This window comes from Paenibacillus sp. NPDC057886, assembly GCF_042796655.1.
Lineage (GTDB): Bacteria > Bacillota > Bacilli > Paenibacillales > Paenibacillaceae > Paenibacillus.
Window position 1 is genome coordinate 572,991 of the sequence record NZ_JBHVMZ010000005.1, and the last position, 18,884, is coordinate 591,874.

At 43.3% G+C, this 18,884-nt stretch carries 20 protein-coding genes; 11 read left to right on the forward strand and 9 right to left on the reverse strand.

Features of this window, described 5'->3' with window-relative positions; all coding sequences use genetic code 11:
• Positions 1–190: 190 nt before the first annotated feature.
• Genes ACFVQB_RS19880 through ACFVQB_RS19900 form a run of 5 tightly spaced genes read right to left on the reverse strand, consistent with a single transcriptional unit; the run spans position 191 to position 2,504 of the window.
• Positions 191–487 (reverse strand): spore coat protein, encoded by a 297-nt coding sequence (locus tag ACFVQB_RS19880; RefSeq protein WP_379442636.1) that lies wholly within the window; start codon positions 485–487, stop codon positions 191–193.
• 11 nt (positions 488–498) lie between these two features.
• Positions 499–699 (reverse strand): hypothetical protein, encoded by a 201-nt coding sequence (locus tag ACFVQB_RS19885; protein ID WP_379442639.1) that lies wholly within the window; start codon positions 697–699, stop codon positions 499–501.
• Positions 700–730: 31 nt separating this feature from the next.
• A complete protein-coding gene (locus ACFVQB_RS19890; protein ID WP_379198357.1) occupies positions 731–1,867 on the reverse strand; it encodes a zinc-dependent alcohol dehydrogenase in 1,137 nt (378 codons plus the stop codon).
• Positions 1,864–2,250 carry a spore coat protein gene (locus tag ACFVQB_RS19895; RefSeq protein WP_379442643.1) on the reverse strand — a complete coding sequence of 129 codons (387 nt, stop codon included), beginning with the start codon at positions 2,248–2,250 and terminating at the stop codon, positions 1,864–1,866. The genes ACFVQB_RS19890 and ACFVQB_RS19895 overlap by 4 nt, the downstream gene beginning before the upstream one ends.
• Positions 2,251–2,261: 11 nt before the next feature.
• Complete coding sequence (locus tag ACFVQB_RS19900; RefSeq protein ID WP_379442646.1) at positions 2,262–2,504, reverse strand: spore gernimation protein GerQ; 243 nt, start codon at positions 2,502–2,504, stop codon at positions 2,262–2,264.
• A gap of 186 nt (positions 2,505–2,690) precedes the next feature.
• Between ACFVQB_RS19900 and ACFVQB_RS19905 the strand changes: the two genes are divergently transcribed.
• The 7 genes from ACFVQB_RS19905 (at position 2,691) to csaA (ending at position 8,181) form a co-directional block, all read left to right on the forward strand.
• Complete coding sequence (locus ACFVQB_RS19905; protein ID WP_379442649.1) at positions 2,691–2,969, forward strand: hypothetical protein; 279 nt, start codon at positions 2,691–2,693, stop codon at positions 2,967–2,969.
• A 297-nt stretch (positions 2,970–3,266) separates the two neighbouring features.
• Positions 3,267–4,352 (forward strand): L-dopachrome tautomerase-related protein, encoded by a 1,086-nt coding sequence (locus tag ACFVQB_RS19910; RefSeq protein WP_379442651.1) that lies wholly within the window; start codon positions 3,267–3,269, stop codon positions 4,350–4,352.
• Between the two features lie 128 nt (positions 4,353–4,480).
• A complete protein-coding gene (locus tag ACFVQB_RS19915; protein ID WP_379442653.1) occupies positions 4,481–5,056 on the forward strand; it encodes a TetR/AcrR family transcriptional regulator in 576 nt (191 codons plus the stop codon).
• Positions 5,057–5,417: 361 nt separating this feature from the next.
• Positions 5,418–6,269: an SDR family NAD(P)-dependent oxidoreductase gene (locus ACFVQB_RS19920; protein ID WP_379442655.1), complete on the forward strand. Its 852-nt coding sequence runs from the start codon at positions 5,418–5,420 to the stop codon at positions 6,267–6,269.
• Positions 6,270–6,280: 11 nt separating this feature from the next.
• The gene (locus ACFVQB_RS19925) at positions 6,281–7,375 is read left to right on the forward strand and encodes an FAD-dependent monooxygenase (RefSeq protein WP_379442658.1); all 1,095 of its coding nucleotides are present in this window, start codon (positions 6,281–6,283) and stop codon (positions 7,373–7,375) included.
• A gap of 42 nt (positions 7,376–7,417) precedes the next feature.
• Positions 7,418–7,741, forward strand: coding sequence for a putative quinol monooxygenase (locus ACFVQB_RS19930; protein WP_379442661.1), 324 nt, complete (start codon positions 7,418–7,420; stop codon positions 7,739–7,741).
• Between the two features lie 107 nt (positions 7,742–7,848).
• On the forward strand, positions 7,849–8,181 hold the full coding sequence (gene csaA, locus ACFVQB_RS19935; protein WP_379442663.1) for a chaperone CsaA: 333 nt from the start codon (positions 7,849–7,851) through the stop codon (positions 8,179–8,181).
• 555 nt (positions 8,182–8,736) lie between these two features.
• Here csaA and ACFVQB_RS19940 read toward each other — a convergent pair.
• The 3 genes from ACFVQB_RS19940 to ACFVQB_RS19950 form a co-directional block, all read right to left on the reverse strand.
• Positions 8,737–10,176, reverse strand: coding sequence for a carboxylesterase family protein (locus ACFVQB_RS19940; RefSeq protein ID WP_379442665.1), 1,440 nt, complete (start codon positions 10,174–10,176; stop codon positions 8,737–8,739).
• A 423-nt stretch (positions 10,177–10,599) separates the two neighbouring features.
• Positions 10,600–11,217, reverse strand: coding sequence for a 3'-5' exonuclease (locus tag ACFVQB_RS19945; protein ID WP_379442667.1), 618 nt, complete (start codon positions 11,215–11,217; stop codon positions 10,600–10,602).
• A gap of 50 nt (positions 11,218–11,267) precedes the next feature.
• Positions 11,268–12,113, reverse strand: coding sequence for an SPL family radical SAM protein (locus ACFVQB_RS19950; RefSeq protein WP_379442669.1), 846 nt, complete (start codon positions 12,111–12,113; stop codon positions 11,268–11,270).
• Positions 12,114–12,468: 355 nt separating this feature from the next.
• Between ACFVQB_RS19950 and ACFVQB_RS19955 the strand changes: the two genes are divergently transcribed.
• From ACFVQB_RS19955 to ACFVQB_RS19965, 3 genes are all read left to right on the forward strand, one after another.
• Positions 12,469–13,380, forward strand: a complete 912-nt coding sequence (locus ACFVQB_RS19955) for an AraC family transcriptional regulator (RefSeq protein ID WP_379442671.1) — start codon at positions 12,469–12,471, stop codon at positions 13,378–13,380.
• Between the two features lie 112 nt (positions 13,381–13,492).
• On the forward strand, positions 13,493–14,818 hold the full coding sequence (locus tag ACFVQB_RS19960; RefSeq protein WP_379442673.1) for a replication-associated recombination protein A: 1,326 nt from the start codon (positions 13,493–13,495) through the stop codon (positions 14,816–14,818).
• A gap of 27 nt (positions 14,819–14,845) precedes the next feature.
• Positions 14,846–15,187: an MmcQ/YjbR family DNA-binding protein gene (locus ACFVQB_RS19965; RefSeq protein ID WP_379442675.1), complete on the forward strand. Its 342-nt coding sequence runs from the start codon at positions 14,846–14,848 to the stop codon at positions 15,185–15,187.
• Between the two features lie 422 nt (positions 15,188–15,609).
• On the opposite strand, the gene ACFVQB_RS19970 is transcribed toward ACFVQB_RS19965, so the two are convergent.
• On the reverse strand, positions 15,610–16,605 hold the full coding sequence (locus tag ACFVQB_RS19970; protein ID WP_379442677.1) for an aldo/keto reductase: 996 nt from the start codon (positions 16,603–16,605) through the stop codon (positions 15,610–15,612).
• 233 nt (positions 16,606–16,838) lie between these two features.
• Between ACFVQB_RS19970 and ACFVQB_RS19975 the strand changes: the two genes are divergently transcribed.
• A complete protein-coding gene (locus ACFVQB_RS19975; RefSeq protein WP_379442679.1) occupies positions 16,839–17,498 on the forward strand; it encodes a TetR/AcrR family transcriptional regulator in 660 nt (219 codons plus the stop codon).
• Positions 17,499–18,884 lie beyond the last annotated feature (1,386 nt).

Sequence of the window (18,884 nt, forward strand, 5' to 3'; positions counted from 1 at the left end):
ACGAAAGAAAAGGAACGTTTGTTTAAGTGTGCTTCGTGACGCAACCGAAATAAGAGCGGAGTGTATACGCCCTTATTTCATTGTTGGATTCTTGACACAGGAACATTTTGTTCTCTGAAGTCACCGGCTAAAATCAAAAACGGACCTGACCATCGTCGTTTTAAGCCTTTTGCCGGGATGAAAAACGGTGTCAGGACGGAATGTTGATAGCAGTTTGAATGTTTTTCAGATCGAGCTGAATTTGCTCTGGAATATGGTAGGGATGGTATAAGCCATGCTGCACCATGTAATTTGATATCTTTTCATGAGAGTCTATGGCTTCATCGAGCTGTTTCATCAAAATTTGCTTGGTTTCGGGGGTGGCACATTCGGTCACAGCCATGGCGTAATTTCTGACTCCGCTCTTGGCGTTTATCAACAAATCCATTGCGATCACGTCATCAGTCAGCGTATGAAGGCCTGACATGTGTTCTAATATTGGGTTCATTTTTTTATCTCCTATACAGTCGCTTTAGACAGGACTCCACCGAGCTCCTGAAGCTGCTGTTGTGATAATGTCACATCTTGTTGCAAAATTTGCATGAGTTCCGGGTCAGTTACCAGAGCTTGCATGGTCTTGGATTTAGTCATGCAAACCGTCTTGAATGCAGCTATTTCATGTACCTCGAGCAACTCATGCAATGCGTAATTGGAATTCATTCGGATTGTCCTCCCATGTATCTATCCATATTCAAGGCTTTAAGATGACTTTAATGCAATCGTCCGTTTTTGTATCGAATACTTCATAGCCCCGCTTGGCCTCGCTGAGCGGAATGACGTGCGTAACAATGTCACCAGGGTCCACTTTACCAGACGTAACCAACTCGTACATATACGGCATGTAGTGAATAACCGGAGCTTGTCCGGAACGAATATTCACGTTTCGCTGCATGATGTCACCGAGCGGGAATCCGTTATAACGTCCGCCGTATACCCCAGTGACTTGAATGGTTCCGCCTTTGCGGACAGCCTGAGATGCAATGATAAATGCGCTCATGGTGCCGCCTTGCAGTTTCAAACCGCTGGCTAAAAATTCAAGATCGCTCATCTTGCCATCCATTCCTACCGCATCAATCACGACATCGGCGCCACCTTTGGTCATTTCCTTGAGAGTGTTCCCAATATTCTTATCCTGTTCGAAGTTTACGATTTCCACATTGTTCGTTCGCTTCGCATGCTGCAAGCGGTAATCGACATAGTCAACGGCTATGACCCGCTTAGCTCCTTTCAGCCAGCAGAATTTCTGGGCCAGGAGTCCGACTGGACCGCAGCCGAGCACGATGACCGTATCTCCATTCTTTACGCCGGCGTTATCTACGCTCCAGAATGCCGTCGTCATGGCATCGGCGATCAAGCTTAGCTTTTCGTCTGGTTGTTCGCAGTTTTCAGGAATCTTAAAGTGGGTAAAATTAGCAAACGGAACCCGTAAATACTCGGCTTGCCCGCCAGGATATCCGCCGGTCGTTCCGGAGTAACCGAAATATGCGCCCATATCCCCGTGTTCGTTTGAATTGTCACATTGGCTTTCCAGCTGATTTTTGCAAAAAAAGCATTCTCCGCATGCGATGTTAAACGGAATGATCACACGGTCGCCTTTTTTTACCTTTGTCACGCCAGGACCTACTTCTTCTACGATCCCCATCGGCTCATGTCCGATGACATAGTTCTCCTGAAGGTTAGGGATCATCCCGTGAATAAGATGAAGGTCAGAACCGCAAATGGCGGTACTGGTGATCTTTACGATCATATCGTCCGGTTTCACAATCTTCGCATCCGGCACCTCTTTGACCACGACATTTTTAATCCCTTGATACGTTACCGCCTTCATGCTTTATGTCCTCCAATATGTTCATCTGGGGTCCGATCAAACATCCCTTTACGCGATGTATCATCAGGGAACAAATTCATCTGACCGATCATCACCGTATTTTTTGCCGAAAGCTGATCGAGTTGGTACTGTTCGTTCAGCTCGTAAGGATGGAACCATTTTTTGCGAATCATGAGCTCTGTGATTTCCTGGTGCAGCGCAATCCCTTGCTTAAGATGATTGTGCAGCAGGGCTCGTACATCGGGTGAAGCCGTTTCCGTTAGGGCGATGGACAAGTTACGCACACCCTCTTTAGCCCGAAGAAGGAAGTCCATGGCAAAAGTCATATCTGCCATTTCCGGCATATTTAATGAATTAATCGGATCTAAATAATCAGTATTCATTGAAGTTCCCCTTAATGTGTTATAGGTGTCGGGCTATTCGGAACAGGCGCTCCGAAAGGAGCTCTTGCGTAGATTGCTTGCAGCTCGGCGATCTGTTGTATGGATTGAATGACGTCTTTCTGCGTTAAAGCTTTTAGCTCTTGGTCAAAGACCAGGCCTTGCATCAGTTTTGACTTGGCGAGGCACAGCGTTTTAAAGTTTAACGCTTCGTGCAGTTCCATCGATTCGTGCGGAGCTAGCGTTGGATTATTCATTCAGAAAGGATCACCTCCTTTTTTCATCAACGTTAGATTTTCCAACGTATCGGATTTTATACTAAAATGGATTGCGGGAGATGGAAGATCCGAATATTCCCATACAGTTGCAGGAATATAAACAAAATCTTAATCCGATACTTATTTTTGTTTTATATGATCTTGGAAAAGGGAGGAGGACTCACTGTGCCCAATAAAAACAAAATTGATCTAGCCACCAAAAATGCAAGAAAACCGGCAGAAGATACACTTAACTCGAGTGGTAATACGCTGGAGCAACATGCATCTAACGCGGTTTCTGAGGTGCAGACGGCTTTAAATCAGGCAATAAGCTCGTTAAATGAATCTAATGCAACAAATTCACAAGCGTTGGAAACGGCCAGGCAGCAATTGACCCGGGCAGAGGAATTTTTAGATCAAGCGCAAACTTCAGCAAACACATTACGTCTGCCGAACCAACAATAAAACTGGCGCGGAATATGCTTGGCAGAGATTTCCCTTCTTTTCTGAATTTTCTCCGATACTCTCTGCATGGGTAATTGCCCTACGTTGACGCTCGGAGGGAACATTTTCTTAGAACACATAGAGTCACCGTCAACATGCTTCGGCTTACGCCGAAGTTTTTTGTGTTTTTAGATGTCTCGGACAATTTCAAAATCAAGGTTGAAAAAGAATGATTAAGGGCCAGGCATTAGAAAAAGTCTTGAACATAATTATAGGTAATATCTATTCAACTATGTTGAGGAGGACATCATACAGCCTATGTTACCTATGGAAGAATATTTCGGTAAGTTAGAACTCGTTCATTCCTTTTACGGGGCTATGCCTACAGGCGTTAGTGTATCCGAAATAGGGCGTATCTTTATTTGCTTTCCGAAATGGGGAGATGACGTTAGATTTACGGTAGCGGAAATTGTTGAGGGTCAGTTGCAACCTTATCCTAATTTAGAAACGAATTTGATCAACCCATTGAATATCGCTATGTCCTTCATCAGTGTCCAAAGTGTTGTTACAGATGGAAGGGGAACCCTGTGGGTACTGGATACGGCTGCACCAAATTTTTCTGAGCCAATTAAAGGAGGGGCAAAATTAGTCGCAGTAGATTTAGAAACAAATACAATAAGAAAAGTATATACATTTGCAGATGATGTAGTCTTGCCGACAACGTATCTGAATGATGTCCGATTTGACTTTCGTGTAGGTAAAGCAGGTTACGCATATATAACGGATTCTTCTTCCAATGGTCCAGGCGCTATTATCGTCGTAAATTTAGAAAACGGAAATGCGTATAGACGGTTGCATGGAGCAAGCTCAACCTCACCCGATCCGTATTTTGTACCGAAAGTGGAAGGTAAAATTTTGATGAATCGAAACGCGGATGGTTCGACATCTCCCTTTCGATTGGCCTCTGATGGTATAGCCATTTCCCCTGATGGAAAAATGTTATTCTATTGTCCATTAACCAGTCGCCAGCTATACTCGATCTCAACAGAATCGTTAAGAGACAGAACGATACCGGATTTCAAGTTAAGTGATCTTGTGCAGTATTGGGGAGAGAAGGGTGCATCTGATGGGATGATCACGGACGCAAAAGGAAACGTTTATGCTGGAGATTATGAAAACGATAGTATCCGAAAGATATTGCCGAATGGAATCATGGAAACCATCTCCCATGATCCCAGAATTTTATGGCCAGATACTTTTTCTATTGGTCCGGATCAATACTTATATGTAATTGTGAACCAATTACATAGACAGGCAAGATTTCATTATGGAAAAGACCTGCGACAAAAACCCTATATTTTACTACGTATGAAAATTGATGAATTACCTGCTCCTACCTTTTGATAAATAGAACCCATTAAAACTAAAAGAGGCAGTGTTTCACCATGTTGTGTCTCAAACGGTATGATCATGGTCACAGGAGTTCAACCTTCGTCATGGACATACGTATATAGCACTGCTATAATAGAGGTATGAACACATATGACAAAATATTAGCAGCTGCTCTTAAGGTACTCGAAGAAGAGGGCGGAGCCCAATTTTCGACGCGAGCTGTAACTTCGATCGCGCAGGTTACGGCACCTACACTCTACCACCATTTCGGTAATGCCGATGGACTCCTGAGTGCAGCTATAGTGGAAGCGTTCAAACAGTTATTTGAAAGCAAAATTGCCGCAGTGGAGTCCCCTATTCCAGAGATGGCGCTTCGTCAGGGGTGGGATGACTATGTCCGCTTCGCGGCAGCCCGTCCTCGGATTTATGCGGCAATGATGGGGCGGCTGCTCGAGGGCGCCCATATCGAGGCGGCAGATCAGTCGTACCAAGCACTGGTGCAAAATGTTCAAAGAGTCGCCGCCGAAGGAGAACTGGCTGTTTCAGCCGAAGCTGCGGCAGATCTGGTCTGGGCTTCCGCCAATACGGCCTCTTGGCTGTATGTGACGGCCCAAATTCGCAAGGCACCTCCCCCCCAGCCCGACGTCGTTGATCTCATCCGGGAAAGCGTAATGCAGATCATTTTGATCCAAAGGCCGGACGCAGGTTCAAAATGAAGGATCGATGACAGAGCCTGGAGACTCCAGACAAAGCCCCAATGTGGGCTTTGTTTTGTTTCACGGTGGTAAAGATGAAGGACCACAAATAGTGGCACATAAGAGATCGCCTATCCAAGCAGGATGGCGATCTTTTTCATTTTCAGAGGGATTCGATGATCTCAATCCTCAGCCACGGTATCTCGTGAGCGTCGAAGTACATCACGCTGCGCCCGCCAAAAATGATGTTAAGGCCGCAGGAGAACAACACTATGCAAAAATGTATAGCACCGCTATAGACAGTTCTGTATAGCGGTGCTATAATAACCGTATAACAGTGCTATACAGCGATCCATAACTTATCAAACTCAGGAGGTTTACAATGCCATATAAAACTCAAGAAATGGTTGTTGTCACAGGTACTTCAAGTGGAATCGGCAGGGCTACCGCGGAGAAGCTCGCCGCTGACGGATTTCACGTTTTGGCTGGGGTTCGCCGTCAGGAAGATGCCGACAAAATCAAACAAAAAAATATCGAACCGGTGATTCTCGATGTTACCGCTATCGACACACTAAGGGCGCTGGCCGAACGAGTGGAGCAAGATCCGCTTGGTCGCCCTTTGCGGGCCGTGGTCAACAATGCCGGCATTGCCGTTAATGCACCTCTTGAGATGGTTCCGCTGGATGAATTTCGCCGTCAGATCGAAGTCAGCGTGATCGGGCAGGTCGCGGTTATTCAGGCGCTTACTCCGGCCTTGCTGAACAGCGGCGGACGCGTAGTCAATATCGGATCCGTTGGCGGCAAAATCTCAATGCCCGGTTTCGGAATTTATTCGGCTGCAAAGTACGCGATGGAAGCGATCAATGACAGTCTCCGCAGAGAGATGTCCTCGTTCGGACTCAAGGTCATCATGATTACTCCGGGCGGTGTCAGCACCAGCCTGTCGGAGAAAGGGGTTACGACAGCCGATCGGCTGTCCAAGTTGATGACGCCCGATCAGCACAGACGCCATGATCGTCTTTTTGACGCCGTGAAGGCTCAGGCTGAATCGTGGGCAACGGACGGTATCCCTCCTAAGAAAGTGGCAGAAGTGGTTTCACGAGCCATCCACGCAAGTAAGCCGCGCACCCGCTATACGGCCGGCCGCGATTCGGCACTGCTGACCCGACTGGTTCGTATTCTCCCGGATAAACTCCTCGACCGGATGCTCCGGAGCCAGATGAAGCTACAGTAACGGGAGTATGAATGATGTCACAACAACAGTTTGAACATGCCATTATTGTTGGTGGATCTTTAGGTGGTCTAATGATGGGGCTTGCGTTATCCCGTTCTGGTTATGCAGTGACTATTCTTGAACGTGCAGATTCATCATTAAGGAATGGTGCTTTTATTCGCCTACACACAAAGCCTTATTCTAATAGTGAAATTGAACGAGAACTAAGACATTTGGCATCCAATGGTAACAACAACGTTGAAGCCTGGTCAGCCATTCAAGAACGTTTGCTCAATGCGGTCGCTAAAGAACCTGGTATTACCCTTCAGCACCATACACGAATTGTTAGTATTGGGCAAAATGAATCTTCTGCTTGGGCTACCAGTGAAAAGGAGCAGACGTTTAAAGGAGACTTTTTGATTGGCGCAGATGGATATCGCAGTATTGTCCGCCGTTATTTAAGCCCTGACAAACCATTCGCAGATTATGCTGGCTATTTGGTTTGGGTAGGGAAAGTGGATGAAAAATTGCTGCCGAAGAAAGACTGGAAAAAACGTCAGCTTTCGAACGCTTATTTTAACGATAGTGCTGCCGGTACATTGACAACTGCGGTAATGCCAGGGATAGAGGGGGGAACCAATCCTGGCCAGCGATGGATAGGTTTTTGCTGGTTTGATCATTCGCATAATCAATTGCTGTCTGAATTAGGCGTGTTAAAGGATGGGATTACCCAGCATTCCTTATACGGTGAAGCTATTCCGGTTTCGCTGCTGGAAGAACTATCACAAACCAGCCAAGCCCATTGGAGCAAAGAAGATGATGCCATTCTGCAAATCGCGATTAAGGATCGCAGTTTAATCGGGGCACCTGTTAATGAATACATCCCTAATATATTGTCAAAAGGAAGAATAGCCATGATTGGCGACGCAGCTCATACCATGTCGCCAATGTCGGGCGCAGGCTTTAATGACTCACTTGATGATACGGTTGCCATCATGGACGCCATTAAAAAGTATCCGAATTCGATAATAAATGCTTTGAGTGAATACCAAACACGTCGTTTAGATGTGGTTCGTCAAGATGCTCTTGCGGGCCAGGGCTTTAATCGTTCTTTTGGTCGCTTATAAGAGCATTTGCTAAGCATTATTTATAAATTAGGAGGAATTAGCATGAAGGATACAAATAACCGTTACGTTACTGTACTCTGGGAGGCGAGAGCTAAGGCAGGGAGAGAAGCTGAGATGAAGGCATTTATGACTGCTGCTGTCACCCCGTCACGCAACGACCAGGGCAACATTGACTATGAGGCTCACGAGGTAGAAGGCCAGCCTGGTACATTCATCATCTACGAGCGCTGGGAAAACCGGGATGCCCTCGATCGGCACCTGAGCGCCCCGCGGATGCAGGAACTGGTGCCCCAGCTCTTAGAACTGATGGAGGGATCCATTGAGGAAGGGATTCGACTCCTGAAGCCGTTTCGTCCAGCGCAGTAAAATACAACACTGAGCAGAACTCATTAAGTTTTTAAGTTCTGTCCGGAAAGCGGAAAGCGTGAGAGTTATTTTTTTATCGGTTAAAGACTTTAGGGGGAGGTAAAACATTGGCAACGATCGATGATTTTGCAGTACTAGATATTCGTGTCGGAACGATTAAGGAAGCGGAGTTTTTTGAAGAAGCAAAGATCCCTGCGATAAAGCTTAAGATTGATTTTGGACCGGAGATCGGGATGAAATCCTCAAGTGCACAAATAACTAAGCGTTACAAGGTTGAAGAAATTATAGGAAGGCAAATTGTAGGAATCGTTAATTTTCCTCCTCGGCGCATTGCTGGATTCAAATCGGAGATATTAGTTTTGGGAGGAGTCCCGGAAAAAGGAGATGTTATTCTATTAAAGCTGGATACTGAAATACCTAACGGTACTCCTATTGGATAAGTCAGATGACGAGAACTTGATAACATTCCCCATATGATGTCATCGACGGCGACAGTCGCTCTTTGTTTGAACTAACGTGGGAACGTTAACTCAATACAATTAAGAAAGCAGCAGACCAATGTGAGAACTGCACCCCAATTGTTGGACACCATCTTACAAATCGGAGGTGCAATTGCCGAGGGACAAGAAACATGTTCCCATTGGAGTTGCTATTTTAGCGGCTTTTTTATTTTATCGGTACAAGTTCTTGTCCCGAGCCACGGATAAGAACTTGTACGGATTGCCGGAATGGACAAGAATATATTCCGGTTTTCGATTAGATGGTTATCTAAATAAAAGTGATATATTTAAAACCTCAATAGGCAGCATAATGCAACACAGTTTTCACATTTCTAATTGACTTGTTGGTCCAAATCCTACATTTTTCCTTATCTTGGTGCTGGTAGTCATAGTCAATTTCCTGGTCAGGAAACTGTTCTCACGTGCAGCAAGTGGGGCCGCCGGCGCTGCTAAGTGAGTTGGATCGGTAAGCGACCCCGTACCGTTGGGGCCAGTTCAGGGCCGTTCAATGCCTGCGAAGATGCGCAGGACTTCTGCCGCATGGGCGGAGGGGTCGAATGGTGGGTTGCCAATCCCATGTGTGACAGGTTCCGTGGTCACGGAGTCCCAAAGCCGTTCGTGTTTTCCTGCGGCAAAGTCGAGGAGGGCGTCGCGGACGAGGTTATCCCGGATCGCTTGCTCGTCGCTATGTCGGGGGCGTTGCTGGCCGACAATGCCGTACATCTCCGTGCCGTGTACCGCAGGCGCACCCTCGACAGGGCCAACGGCGAGCAGGTGGGCGTTTCCGCCTGCAGCGGCGTGGGCGAGTGCCGCACGGGCTGCGGGTAGGGTATAGATGTAGTCGGTAAAGAGCGCCCCGCGGACTTCGACAGGAGTACGTCCGTTGACGTTGTAGGCGGCGACGATACCCCGAGCACGGCTTCGAGGGATCCGCGACTTCGTTACCAGCTCGTCAACAAGGTTGTCGATGCTGCCCGGGTCGAACTGCTTGGTCGCGTTGATAACCCACCAGTCTCCCTCGTTCGTCGCCGTGCTAAAGAGAATGTCGACGTCGCGGTGACGCCCGGATTCGAGGACACGCAGCGGTGTGTCGGCGAGAACGCCACTGGTCTTAGAGTGATCGTTCACGATGCCAATAGTCGTGTTGTCGATGCCGTTTCGGTCGCCGATGTCACGTGGGTTAACCTTGGTGAGCGTCTCGGCGAGGAGCTTCCCATCCAGGGTGAGTAATTGTTCGGGATCGTCCGCGATGCCAAGTTCGGTGAGAAACTTGTTCGCTAGTTCTTCAGCCCACCAGGCCGGAACGATCCGAGAAGCGCCGCCGGAGAACGCAGCGAGGCGCTGGTAGAGGCCGTCGGCCGCTGGCGCTGCGAGGAGCGCTATCGAAGAAAACGCGCCGGCGCTGTGGCCGGTGACGGTGACGTTCTGAGGGTCGCCACCGAAGCGAGCGATGTTCTCCTGCACCCATCTGAGCGCGGTGATGATGTCCTGCAGGCCGAGGTTAGTGGCGTCTGCAAACGTGCCACCGTATTGAGAAAGAGAGAGCCAGCCGAACGGGCCGAGCCGGTAGTTCAGGGACACCCCAATGGCACGGCCGGTGGCGGCGAGACCTGAGGCGTTCGAGGTGGTCTGGGTGTTTGCGCCGCGTTCGAAGCCTCCACCGTAGATGTAGACGATCACGGGGAGCGGTTCGTCGCCAGCGTTTTCCGGTGCCCAGACGTTGAGGTTCAGGCAGTCCTCGCTTAAACCGTTGTCGGCATCTAACCAGCTATTGTCGCCAGGTTGCAGCGGTGCGGGTCCCTTTTGGTCGTATGGCAGATCCGGGTTGAACGGCAGCAAGATGGGGCGGCGGAAGCGTTCTGCGCTGGCGTAGGGGATGCCCAGCCAGGAGCGGATCGCTCGAGTGTTTCCGTTGAGGGTGTGGTCAGGTTTCATTTGTATTTCTCCTTTCATAGGTGAAGCGATATGATCATTTTAGTCCATTATTTATAATAAGTGAAGGTGAAAACTAGACTTAATATGACATATTTAGGACATATCAGTCAATCCCATCAGCCTTGGAGTGATTAAGGATGCTGTGTTGGTGTGTACACGTCCAAATTGGGGGAAAATATCTTGAATGCCGTAGCTACCGACCATTGAACATTACGAAAACTTTTTTAAGAAACAAATCTATTTAATTGCTAAACTATTTGCATTTTCTATGGAACATCTATTTTCTCATTGGTTACAGTTTGGGTGATGAAAAAATATAAAATCCATTCTATTACACAGATTAATTATTCAAAAGGCCAATGGTTGATAACATGTGGTTCATTGACTGGTGTAGGGAGGTGAAAACCCAGAGACTCCACAAATCTATTCCGCTTTGTTTTTTACCTGTTTTCGATTGATTTTACGTTTCCTGAAAGGCGTATACCCACCTGAATACAGTGATCCCGCCTGAAATCCCAGGGATTTTGCAAAATGCAGCGGATCACATTCCTTTTGCTGTTCCATTAAATTTAACATAATTTGGGCACATGCCCGGGCATCATCTAGTGCGTTATGGTGATTTAGGCTAATTCCAAAATAGTTTGAGATAATGTTTAATTTATGGGAGGATAGCTCTTGTAGCAGCTTTTTCCCAATTCTGTACGTACATAAATATTGTATTTCTGGATAGCTTTTTTCAGCGGCATCTAAACAATACCTTAGTACGCTTATATCAAAAACAGCATTATGTGCAATAATAATTTCTCCGGATATTAATGGTTCAATGGTTGTCCATAGATCTCTAAATATAGGTTGCTTGTCAACCGTGGAAGATGTAATACCATGGATGGCAATATTCATTCGATTAAACGGCTGTTGTGGATCAATTAGCCATTCATATTCACCCGTTACAATCCCATCTCTAACTTGAACTAAACCCAGAGAGCACGCACTCGATCGGTTTAAGTTTGCGGTTTCAAAATCAATTGCTGTAAAATTCAACAGTGCATTCTCCTTTATCTTCCCATCCTTAAGAGTAGGATAGGACCCGCCTATTTAACTACTTTTCCTTTTAAGGGATAAACCTTATCAGAAGAAATAAATATCATTTCTTCGGAAAAAAACTTTTTAAAATACTTTTCCACCCTAAGATGTATATCCATTTGATACCATTCTGACAACTCATTCTCTTTAAACAAAAATGGCATGCCTAAGCGCTCGGAACGTTTCCCCCTTGTTCCATCTCCAATGTTAAGTGTGTCGATGTAGATCCGATCAACGATGGACTCCAGTGTTTTAGGAAAATCGGGTGTGAATGGAAGTACAGGCGAAATGGAAGCTTGGGTAGCGATTCCTACGTTATTCACTTCTTTTAATGCCTTCAAGCGTAATTTAATACCCGGAGCATGGGGAGCGAACAATCGTTTCATATCTTCCCGATCTGTTTCTATAGTCATGGAGACAAGGACCTCACTTTTTTGATTTAGTTCAAGTAAGAGGTTAATATCCCTTACGACAAGAGGACTTCGTGTTTGTATTTGAAGGAAATCTGGAGGGTGTTTGACCATTTCCTCTAAAATAGAGCGTGTTAGCTCCGTCTTCCGTTCCAGTGGTTGATAGGGATCTGTTGCTGTAGATAAAAAGAGATTAATGGGTTTATTTCTTCGACGAAGATTGACCATCTCATTCCGATAATTATCGGCCGCATTTGTTTTGATGCTTACCCATTCTCCCCATGGAGTATCACTGTACCTTTGAATAGGCATTTCTCTAACGTAGCAATACCTACATCCAAAAGCACAACCACTATAAGGATTTAATGAATGTGTGAAACCAACAGTGGAATCTCCTTTCATTTCAGTTAAGATTTTTTTTGCTGTTATGCTATTAACCTGCATGTTAGCCTCCTTTATTTTGGATGCTGATACTCAATTAAATTAAAGAGCTATCGGATCAATCACTACAAGTAACGTGAAAATTTAATTTGGGGTAATATGTGCTGTCTTTCTGAGACACTAACGCAACAGTTATATTAATTGATCTAATTAAATTTAGAACATAACACCAAAATACCATAACCCTCCTAATCATTGACTTAATCTATCACACATTAGGATTAAACGTTACTTGTACCCACTACCGGTTTTGTTTCGTCCCAATATTATGGTATGATCATTTTAGGTCATTAATCAGATTAGATGAAGGCAAAAAAGGGAATTTCAATGACATTTTACGGACATTGAGATTCATCATATGCTCATAGAGGAGGTTAGTGTAATCGTTCATTCATTCAAACAGGAAAATAAAATAAGACCTCTTATGTATAAACCAGTGTTTTCTTACCCATATGATCTGGAGATTTTTAGCGTATCTTCTCTCAAAGAGCGAACCCCAGAGGAAAGTATGAAAGTCACTTATCGTTATGAATTTTATATGCTCATTTGTGTCACCGAAGGAATGTGTACTCAATGGATCGATTTTGAGCCCATCCCTTGTAAGGAAGGAACATTGATAGCAGTAACACCTGGACAAGTCCATAATTTTGGACAAGATGAGAACTGGGACGGATGGGTTATTCTATTCCGTGAGGAATTCCTTCTTCCTACTTCACTTACGTTGAACGAACTGAATTTATCGTTTGATATTGGAAGAACCCCTAAGAGTTTAACTTTAAATAATACAGAGCTGCAGCGAGCAATCACTTGGATAGAGCAAATGCTTCAAGACTCTTTAATTCAAGTAGCCAAAGAAGATGTTCATATGTTGTTACGGTTTCAGCTTTATGCATTTGTAACTTGGCTTAATATAATTCAAAAACAAAAAAAAATCCCTTCTACTTCTCAGGTCTCACAAAAGTTTTTAAAATTTCAAGAATTAGTGGAGAAAAATTATGCCCAATTAAATCATGTTAGTGACTATGCTGCCCTTTTAAATTGCACAGAAAAAACTTTAACACGGGTTACAGTCGCAGCTGTTGGAATAAGTGCTAAAGCTTTCATATCAGCTCGAATTAGTCTCGAAGCTAAGCGGTTGTTAATGCATACAGATTACTTGATTAGCGACATTGCAGAAAGGCTTAACTTCCAAGAAACCACTCACTTTAGTAAATTTTTTAAACGGGAAACTGGCTATACGCCTGTAGAATTCCGAAAGCAGAACCTTTAATTATTTTTTGTCATGCCTAAGTACATGGATGGGGAACACATCTAAAAGGACTTGGTTTAACCATTACAGAGTTTTAAAGATAACCATTTATTCTTCAAAAGGGAGTGATACTGTGATACAAGGAACATTATTTGATAATGAAAATGATCGACCGTTGGCTAATCGCGTGCGTCCTCAATCGTTGGAAGACTTTATAGGACAAAAACATTTACTTGGCCCTGGAAAAGTTCTGCAAGATATGATTAAAAATGATCAAGTGTCTTCTATGATATTTTGGGGTCCTCCAGGTGTTGGCAAAACAACACTAGCTAAAATTATTGCCAATCAAACCAAGTCTAAGTTTATTGATTTTAGTGCTGTAACTAGCGGTATTAAAGATATCCGGAATGTAATGAAAGAAGCTGAGGGAAACAGGCAATTAGGGGAGAAAACCCTTCTATTCATCGATGAAATTCATCGCTTTAATAAGGCGCAACAGGATGCTTTTCTTCCGTATGTGGAAAAAGGAAGCATTATTCTCATCGGTGCGACAACCGAAAATCCATCGTTCGAAGTTAACTCGGCCTTACTATCTAGGAGTAAAGTATTTGTCCTTCATCAATTAAGCAGTGAAGATATTGTTGGAGTGTTAGAAAAAGCGATAATGGATCCTAAAGGATACGGAGATCAAAAGATCGGTTTTGAAGAGGGCGTACTTTCTGCTATCGCAGAATATTCAAATGGCGATGCCAGAGTGGCATTAAACACCTTAGAAATGGCTGTGCTAAATGGAGAGAAACAAGATGAAGCTATTCTAATTAGCAAAGAAGGGCTGCTTCAAATTATTCATCGAAAATCACTATTGTATGACAAAGATGGAGAAGAACACTACAATATCATTTCTGCATTGCATAAATCCATGCGAAATAGTGATGTAAATGCATCTATTTATTGGTTATCACGAATGTTGGAATCAGGTGAAGATCCTTTATTTATCGCTCGTAGGCTGGTTAGGTTTGCAAGTGAGGACGTAGGTTTGGCAGACAATAGGGCGTTGGAAATCACTGTTTCGGTGTTTCAAGCATGTCAATTTATAGGAATGCCAGAGTGTGATGTTCATCTAACACAAGCCGTTATTTATCTGACTCTGGCTCCCAAATCAAATTCGGCTTACTTGGCTTATCGCTATGCAAAAAAAGACGCCTTACACTCCATGAGTGAACCTGTTCCTTTGCAACTTCGGAACGCTCCAACGAAGCTTATGAAAGAGCTGAATTATGGCAAAGGGTATCAGTACGCCCATGACACAGAAGAAAAGCTAACAAGGATGCAGACCATGCCAGACTCCCTGATCGGACGCGAATATTACCATCCGACAACACAGGGGTCTGAATTCAAAATTAAACAAAGGATGGAAGAAATTTCAGCATGGCACAAGCAGAACAACAATCAAAAATGATAACTTTGTAAATAGGAGAGAATCAAAATGAAATTAGAAGAAATCGTAGAATATTGTTTGTCTTATCCAGCCTCATATGAGGATCATCCTTTTGGAGACGGTTGGACAGCCATACGCCACAAAGGAAACGAGAAGATCTTTGCGTTAATATTTGAAAAAGATGGTCATCTTTGCGTTAACTTGAAATGTGATCCTGATCGTTCTGAATTCCTTCGAAACGCATTTGAAGAAGTTAAGCCGGGATATCATATGAGTAAAGAGCATTGGAATACGATTATCTTAGATGGAGACCTTCCGGAGGATGACTTTCACGATATGGTAAAACATAGTTTTGACCTGACGAAACCCAAACGTAAAGTGAAAAAATAAATGATCGAACAGCAGGTACTGATATGGCTTTATTCACTAATAAAATGTACCCTCTGTAAAGGACATTTAAAAAAGGTTATGCAAGTCCTCAGACATTTGTCAAGGACAAGAACTTGTACCGATTGCCGAAATGGATAAGAACATAGTCCGATTGCCGATTAGGCGTATATCTAATCGTTATTTTGCCGTTAATTCACCCACAAGCAGTTGCGCTGATGCTCAGAGGCAGTATACCTGATGAGGCAAAAATGATACTCAGTTGAAGCATATGTGAAAAATCATTGTAACACACTTAAGCTTATAGGATTTTTCGAACAGGAGGATACTGAGTTTTAAGTGTGTTGATAAAAAAAACAGCTAACTATGATTATGTTCTTAGTTAGCTGTTTTTTATTCATCTTTTTAATTTTCTATAAAAACTATCAATCTCTTGTGAAATTCTCCATCATTCCAGCTGGATACCGGCTACCGGCTGATCCGTGTGGAAGGATCTCTTTAATACGTTGAAGATCAGTTTCTGTAAGTTTAACGTTAGCAGCAGCAACGTTTTGCTTAACCCGCTTAGCACTTCGTGTACCCGGGATCGGAACGATATCTTCTCCCTGGGCGAGAAGCCAAGCCAGTGCCAATTCGGCTACAGAAATACCTTTGTTAGAAGCCAGTTCATTAAGTTGTTCCGTTGCTCGTAAATTGTAGATATAATTTTCGCCTTGCCAGCGCTCGTCGTAACGGCGCATATCGTCTTCCGCGTACTCTTGGGCTGGTTTAACAGCACCTGTCAGGAACCCTCTGCCTAAAGGAGCGTAAGGCACTAAACCTATACCGAGTTCATTCAATGTCTTTCGTATATTGTTGTCCTCAATCTCGCGTTCGAATATCGAGTATTCAGTCTGAAGCATAGAGACCGGGGTAACCGCGTGAGCTTTACGAATTGTGTTTGAACCGGTGTTGCTCAAACCGAAATATTTAACTTTGCCTTCTTTGATAAGGTCTCCGACGACCCCTGCTACTTCTTCGATAGGAACATCGGGATCTGGGATATGCTGATAGAACACATCAATGTAATCAGTCTGCAGATAGCGAAGACTGTTCTCAGCTACCTTACGAATATTTTCTGGCCGGCTGTTAAAACGTGTTCCAATCTGCTCGGCTGTCATATCAAAGCCAAACTTGGTAGCCAGTACTACCTTGTCACGAAAATCCTTTACAGCTTTACCCAGCAACTGTTCATTGTGACCATTTCCATATCCATATAATTCTGCCGTATCAAAAAAGTTAACTCCAAGCTCATAAGCTCGACGAATAGTTGCTATTGCTTCATCTTCATTTGAAGGACCGTATGCCATTGTCATCCCCATCGTACCCAAACCAATAGAAGAGACTTTTAAACCTTGTTGACCAAGACTTCGGGTTTGCATTTTTGTTCCTCCTTAAATAATTCTATCACCTAAGTGTTTAAAGCCTAGATAAAAAGGTATCCAATCTTAGCTCGTTCAATATGAATTTTCATCACTGTTATTCATAGGAACAAAAAACATAATATCATGGGAGTTGAATAAAGTAAACAAAAAGTATATAAAATGTCTATTTAGTATAGTTTGTTTAAAATGATGATTATGAGATATAATATAATTTATAAGGGGGCAGTTAGATGGAACGGCAGATTGAAAAACAACATCAGATGAGGCAAAAGCTTACTAATAGATTGTTATTACACGTTAGAAAAAATGGGTTTCAAGGTTTGAAAATGGATGAAATCTCAAAGATTATGGATATAAGCAGGGCGACTTTATATAAATATTTCTCTACCAAAGAAGATATTATTTCGTTTATTGTGAGTACATTTGTCGAATACATCCACGAAATTATTGAAGATTCTGATGCTGATCAAGTATTTGTTCAGCGATTTCAGCAAACATTTGAACAAACAATCTTATTAAAAGAGTTCATCACAGACATTTTCTTAAGGGAACTTGAAAATAGTTATCCTGAGAACTATGAGCGACTAAAAGAAGCCATGAAGCAACGAGAATATCAGGAATTGGCTTTTTATGATGAAGGAATAAAAGAGGGTTTTTTTAATAAGATTGATGGTAGGCTTATCATTATGCAAGATGAGATTCTAAGTAACGTTTTAGATGTAAAGTACCTGATGGAGAACCATTTGACTGTGTATCAGGTGCTATTTAACTATTACAATCTAAAGAAATTTCAGTTGTTTAAACCTGATAAAATTAAAATGATGGATGACCACTTGATGATCCCTAGAATTGAGTGCATGGCACAAAAAATTTCAAAAAACTTATATTAATCTTAGCAATTTGGATTATCTAATTTTCTATAAAGTGAACACGCCTTAACCTTAAGTTGGGCATCATATGGGGGTTTTTCCGTGATATATTTTAGGAGCATAGAAAAAAGCGCGAATGAAACGCACGGCTACAAAACGCAGCATTAGACCGGAGCGTACCCCCATCGCACACTTTTCTTTTCTGTACGCGCTTAGTACATCTGTACTGAATTTTCTAAAAAATATTTTTGTAAACCATCAGTTTGATTGTTTGCCGCCTTATTCAAGTATATTTTCTCGGTCTTTAAATGAGAGAAGAACGACTCGATACAGGCATTATATAAACCATTTCCACGCCTGGAGTGACTACCTAGCATGCCGAGTTGTTTCAGTTTACGGTTAAATGGCTTCGAAGTATATTGAAATCCTTGGTCCGAGTGCAGGATTACGCCACTCAGATCCAGATGCTGACGGAGTCTATCCAACGTGTCATGAACCAAAGCGAGGTCATGTCGTTCAGGATTTATACAATTTCGTATTGTATAAATCCTGAACGACAGAGAGATATCAAGTTTAAATTTGCATCGTTAAGTTAAGTAAGGACAAAAGGGCACAGTTTCACGAAAGTAGGGAGGAAATTCATATGAGTCCGATGTGGCTATGATGTACACTCCTTACCTTAAGCCACAGGAGTGTGGAAACTTAACCAGTGTGCTTGGCTGGAGGTTACTGACAAGAGTGGCAGAGTGTGGAAGGTATAATTAATCAAATAATGTGTTACAATAATACCAATAAGAAGCAAAAAGAAGACCTGAGTTAAACATTAAAGAGTTGAGTATACATTAGCTGTCGAGGGACAAGAACATGGTTCCATTGAAGTCGCTATTTTAGCGGCTTTTTATTTTCTCGGTACAAGTTCTTGTCCCAAGCTAAGGACAAGTCGCGGGACAAGAACATAGTCCGATTTCCGATTAGATGAATATCTAAACATTGAGCACATGCTCTTAAAACCTCATTAAGTACCTAATTCGTGAAAATATCCACATTGTTATGGAACAACTGACACGATGAGAGGTTAAACACGAGCGGCTAGGTATTAAAAAAGCGAAATTTCAGACTGAAACTAGCTGTTGAGGAAAAGAACTTGTACCGATTGCCGAAATAGACAAGAAGATGTTCCCATCTCCGATTAGATGAATATCTAAGTGTGAGTAGTGAGTCCTTTTGAGCGGACTAACAGGCTAAAGGATGGATTATGATCAAGAGACCAGCTTCAACGCTAGGAAATATTTTCACTGGAACTGTAGTCCCATTTGAAATGGATAAAACAAACTTTGTCAATAATAATGTCATAAAAACTGATGTGATTGAAAAAGATGGATGCCATTCCTAAATGCAAATATAAAT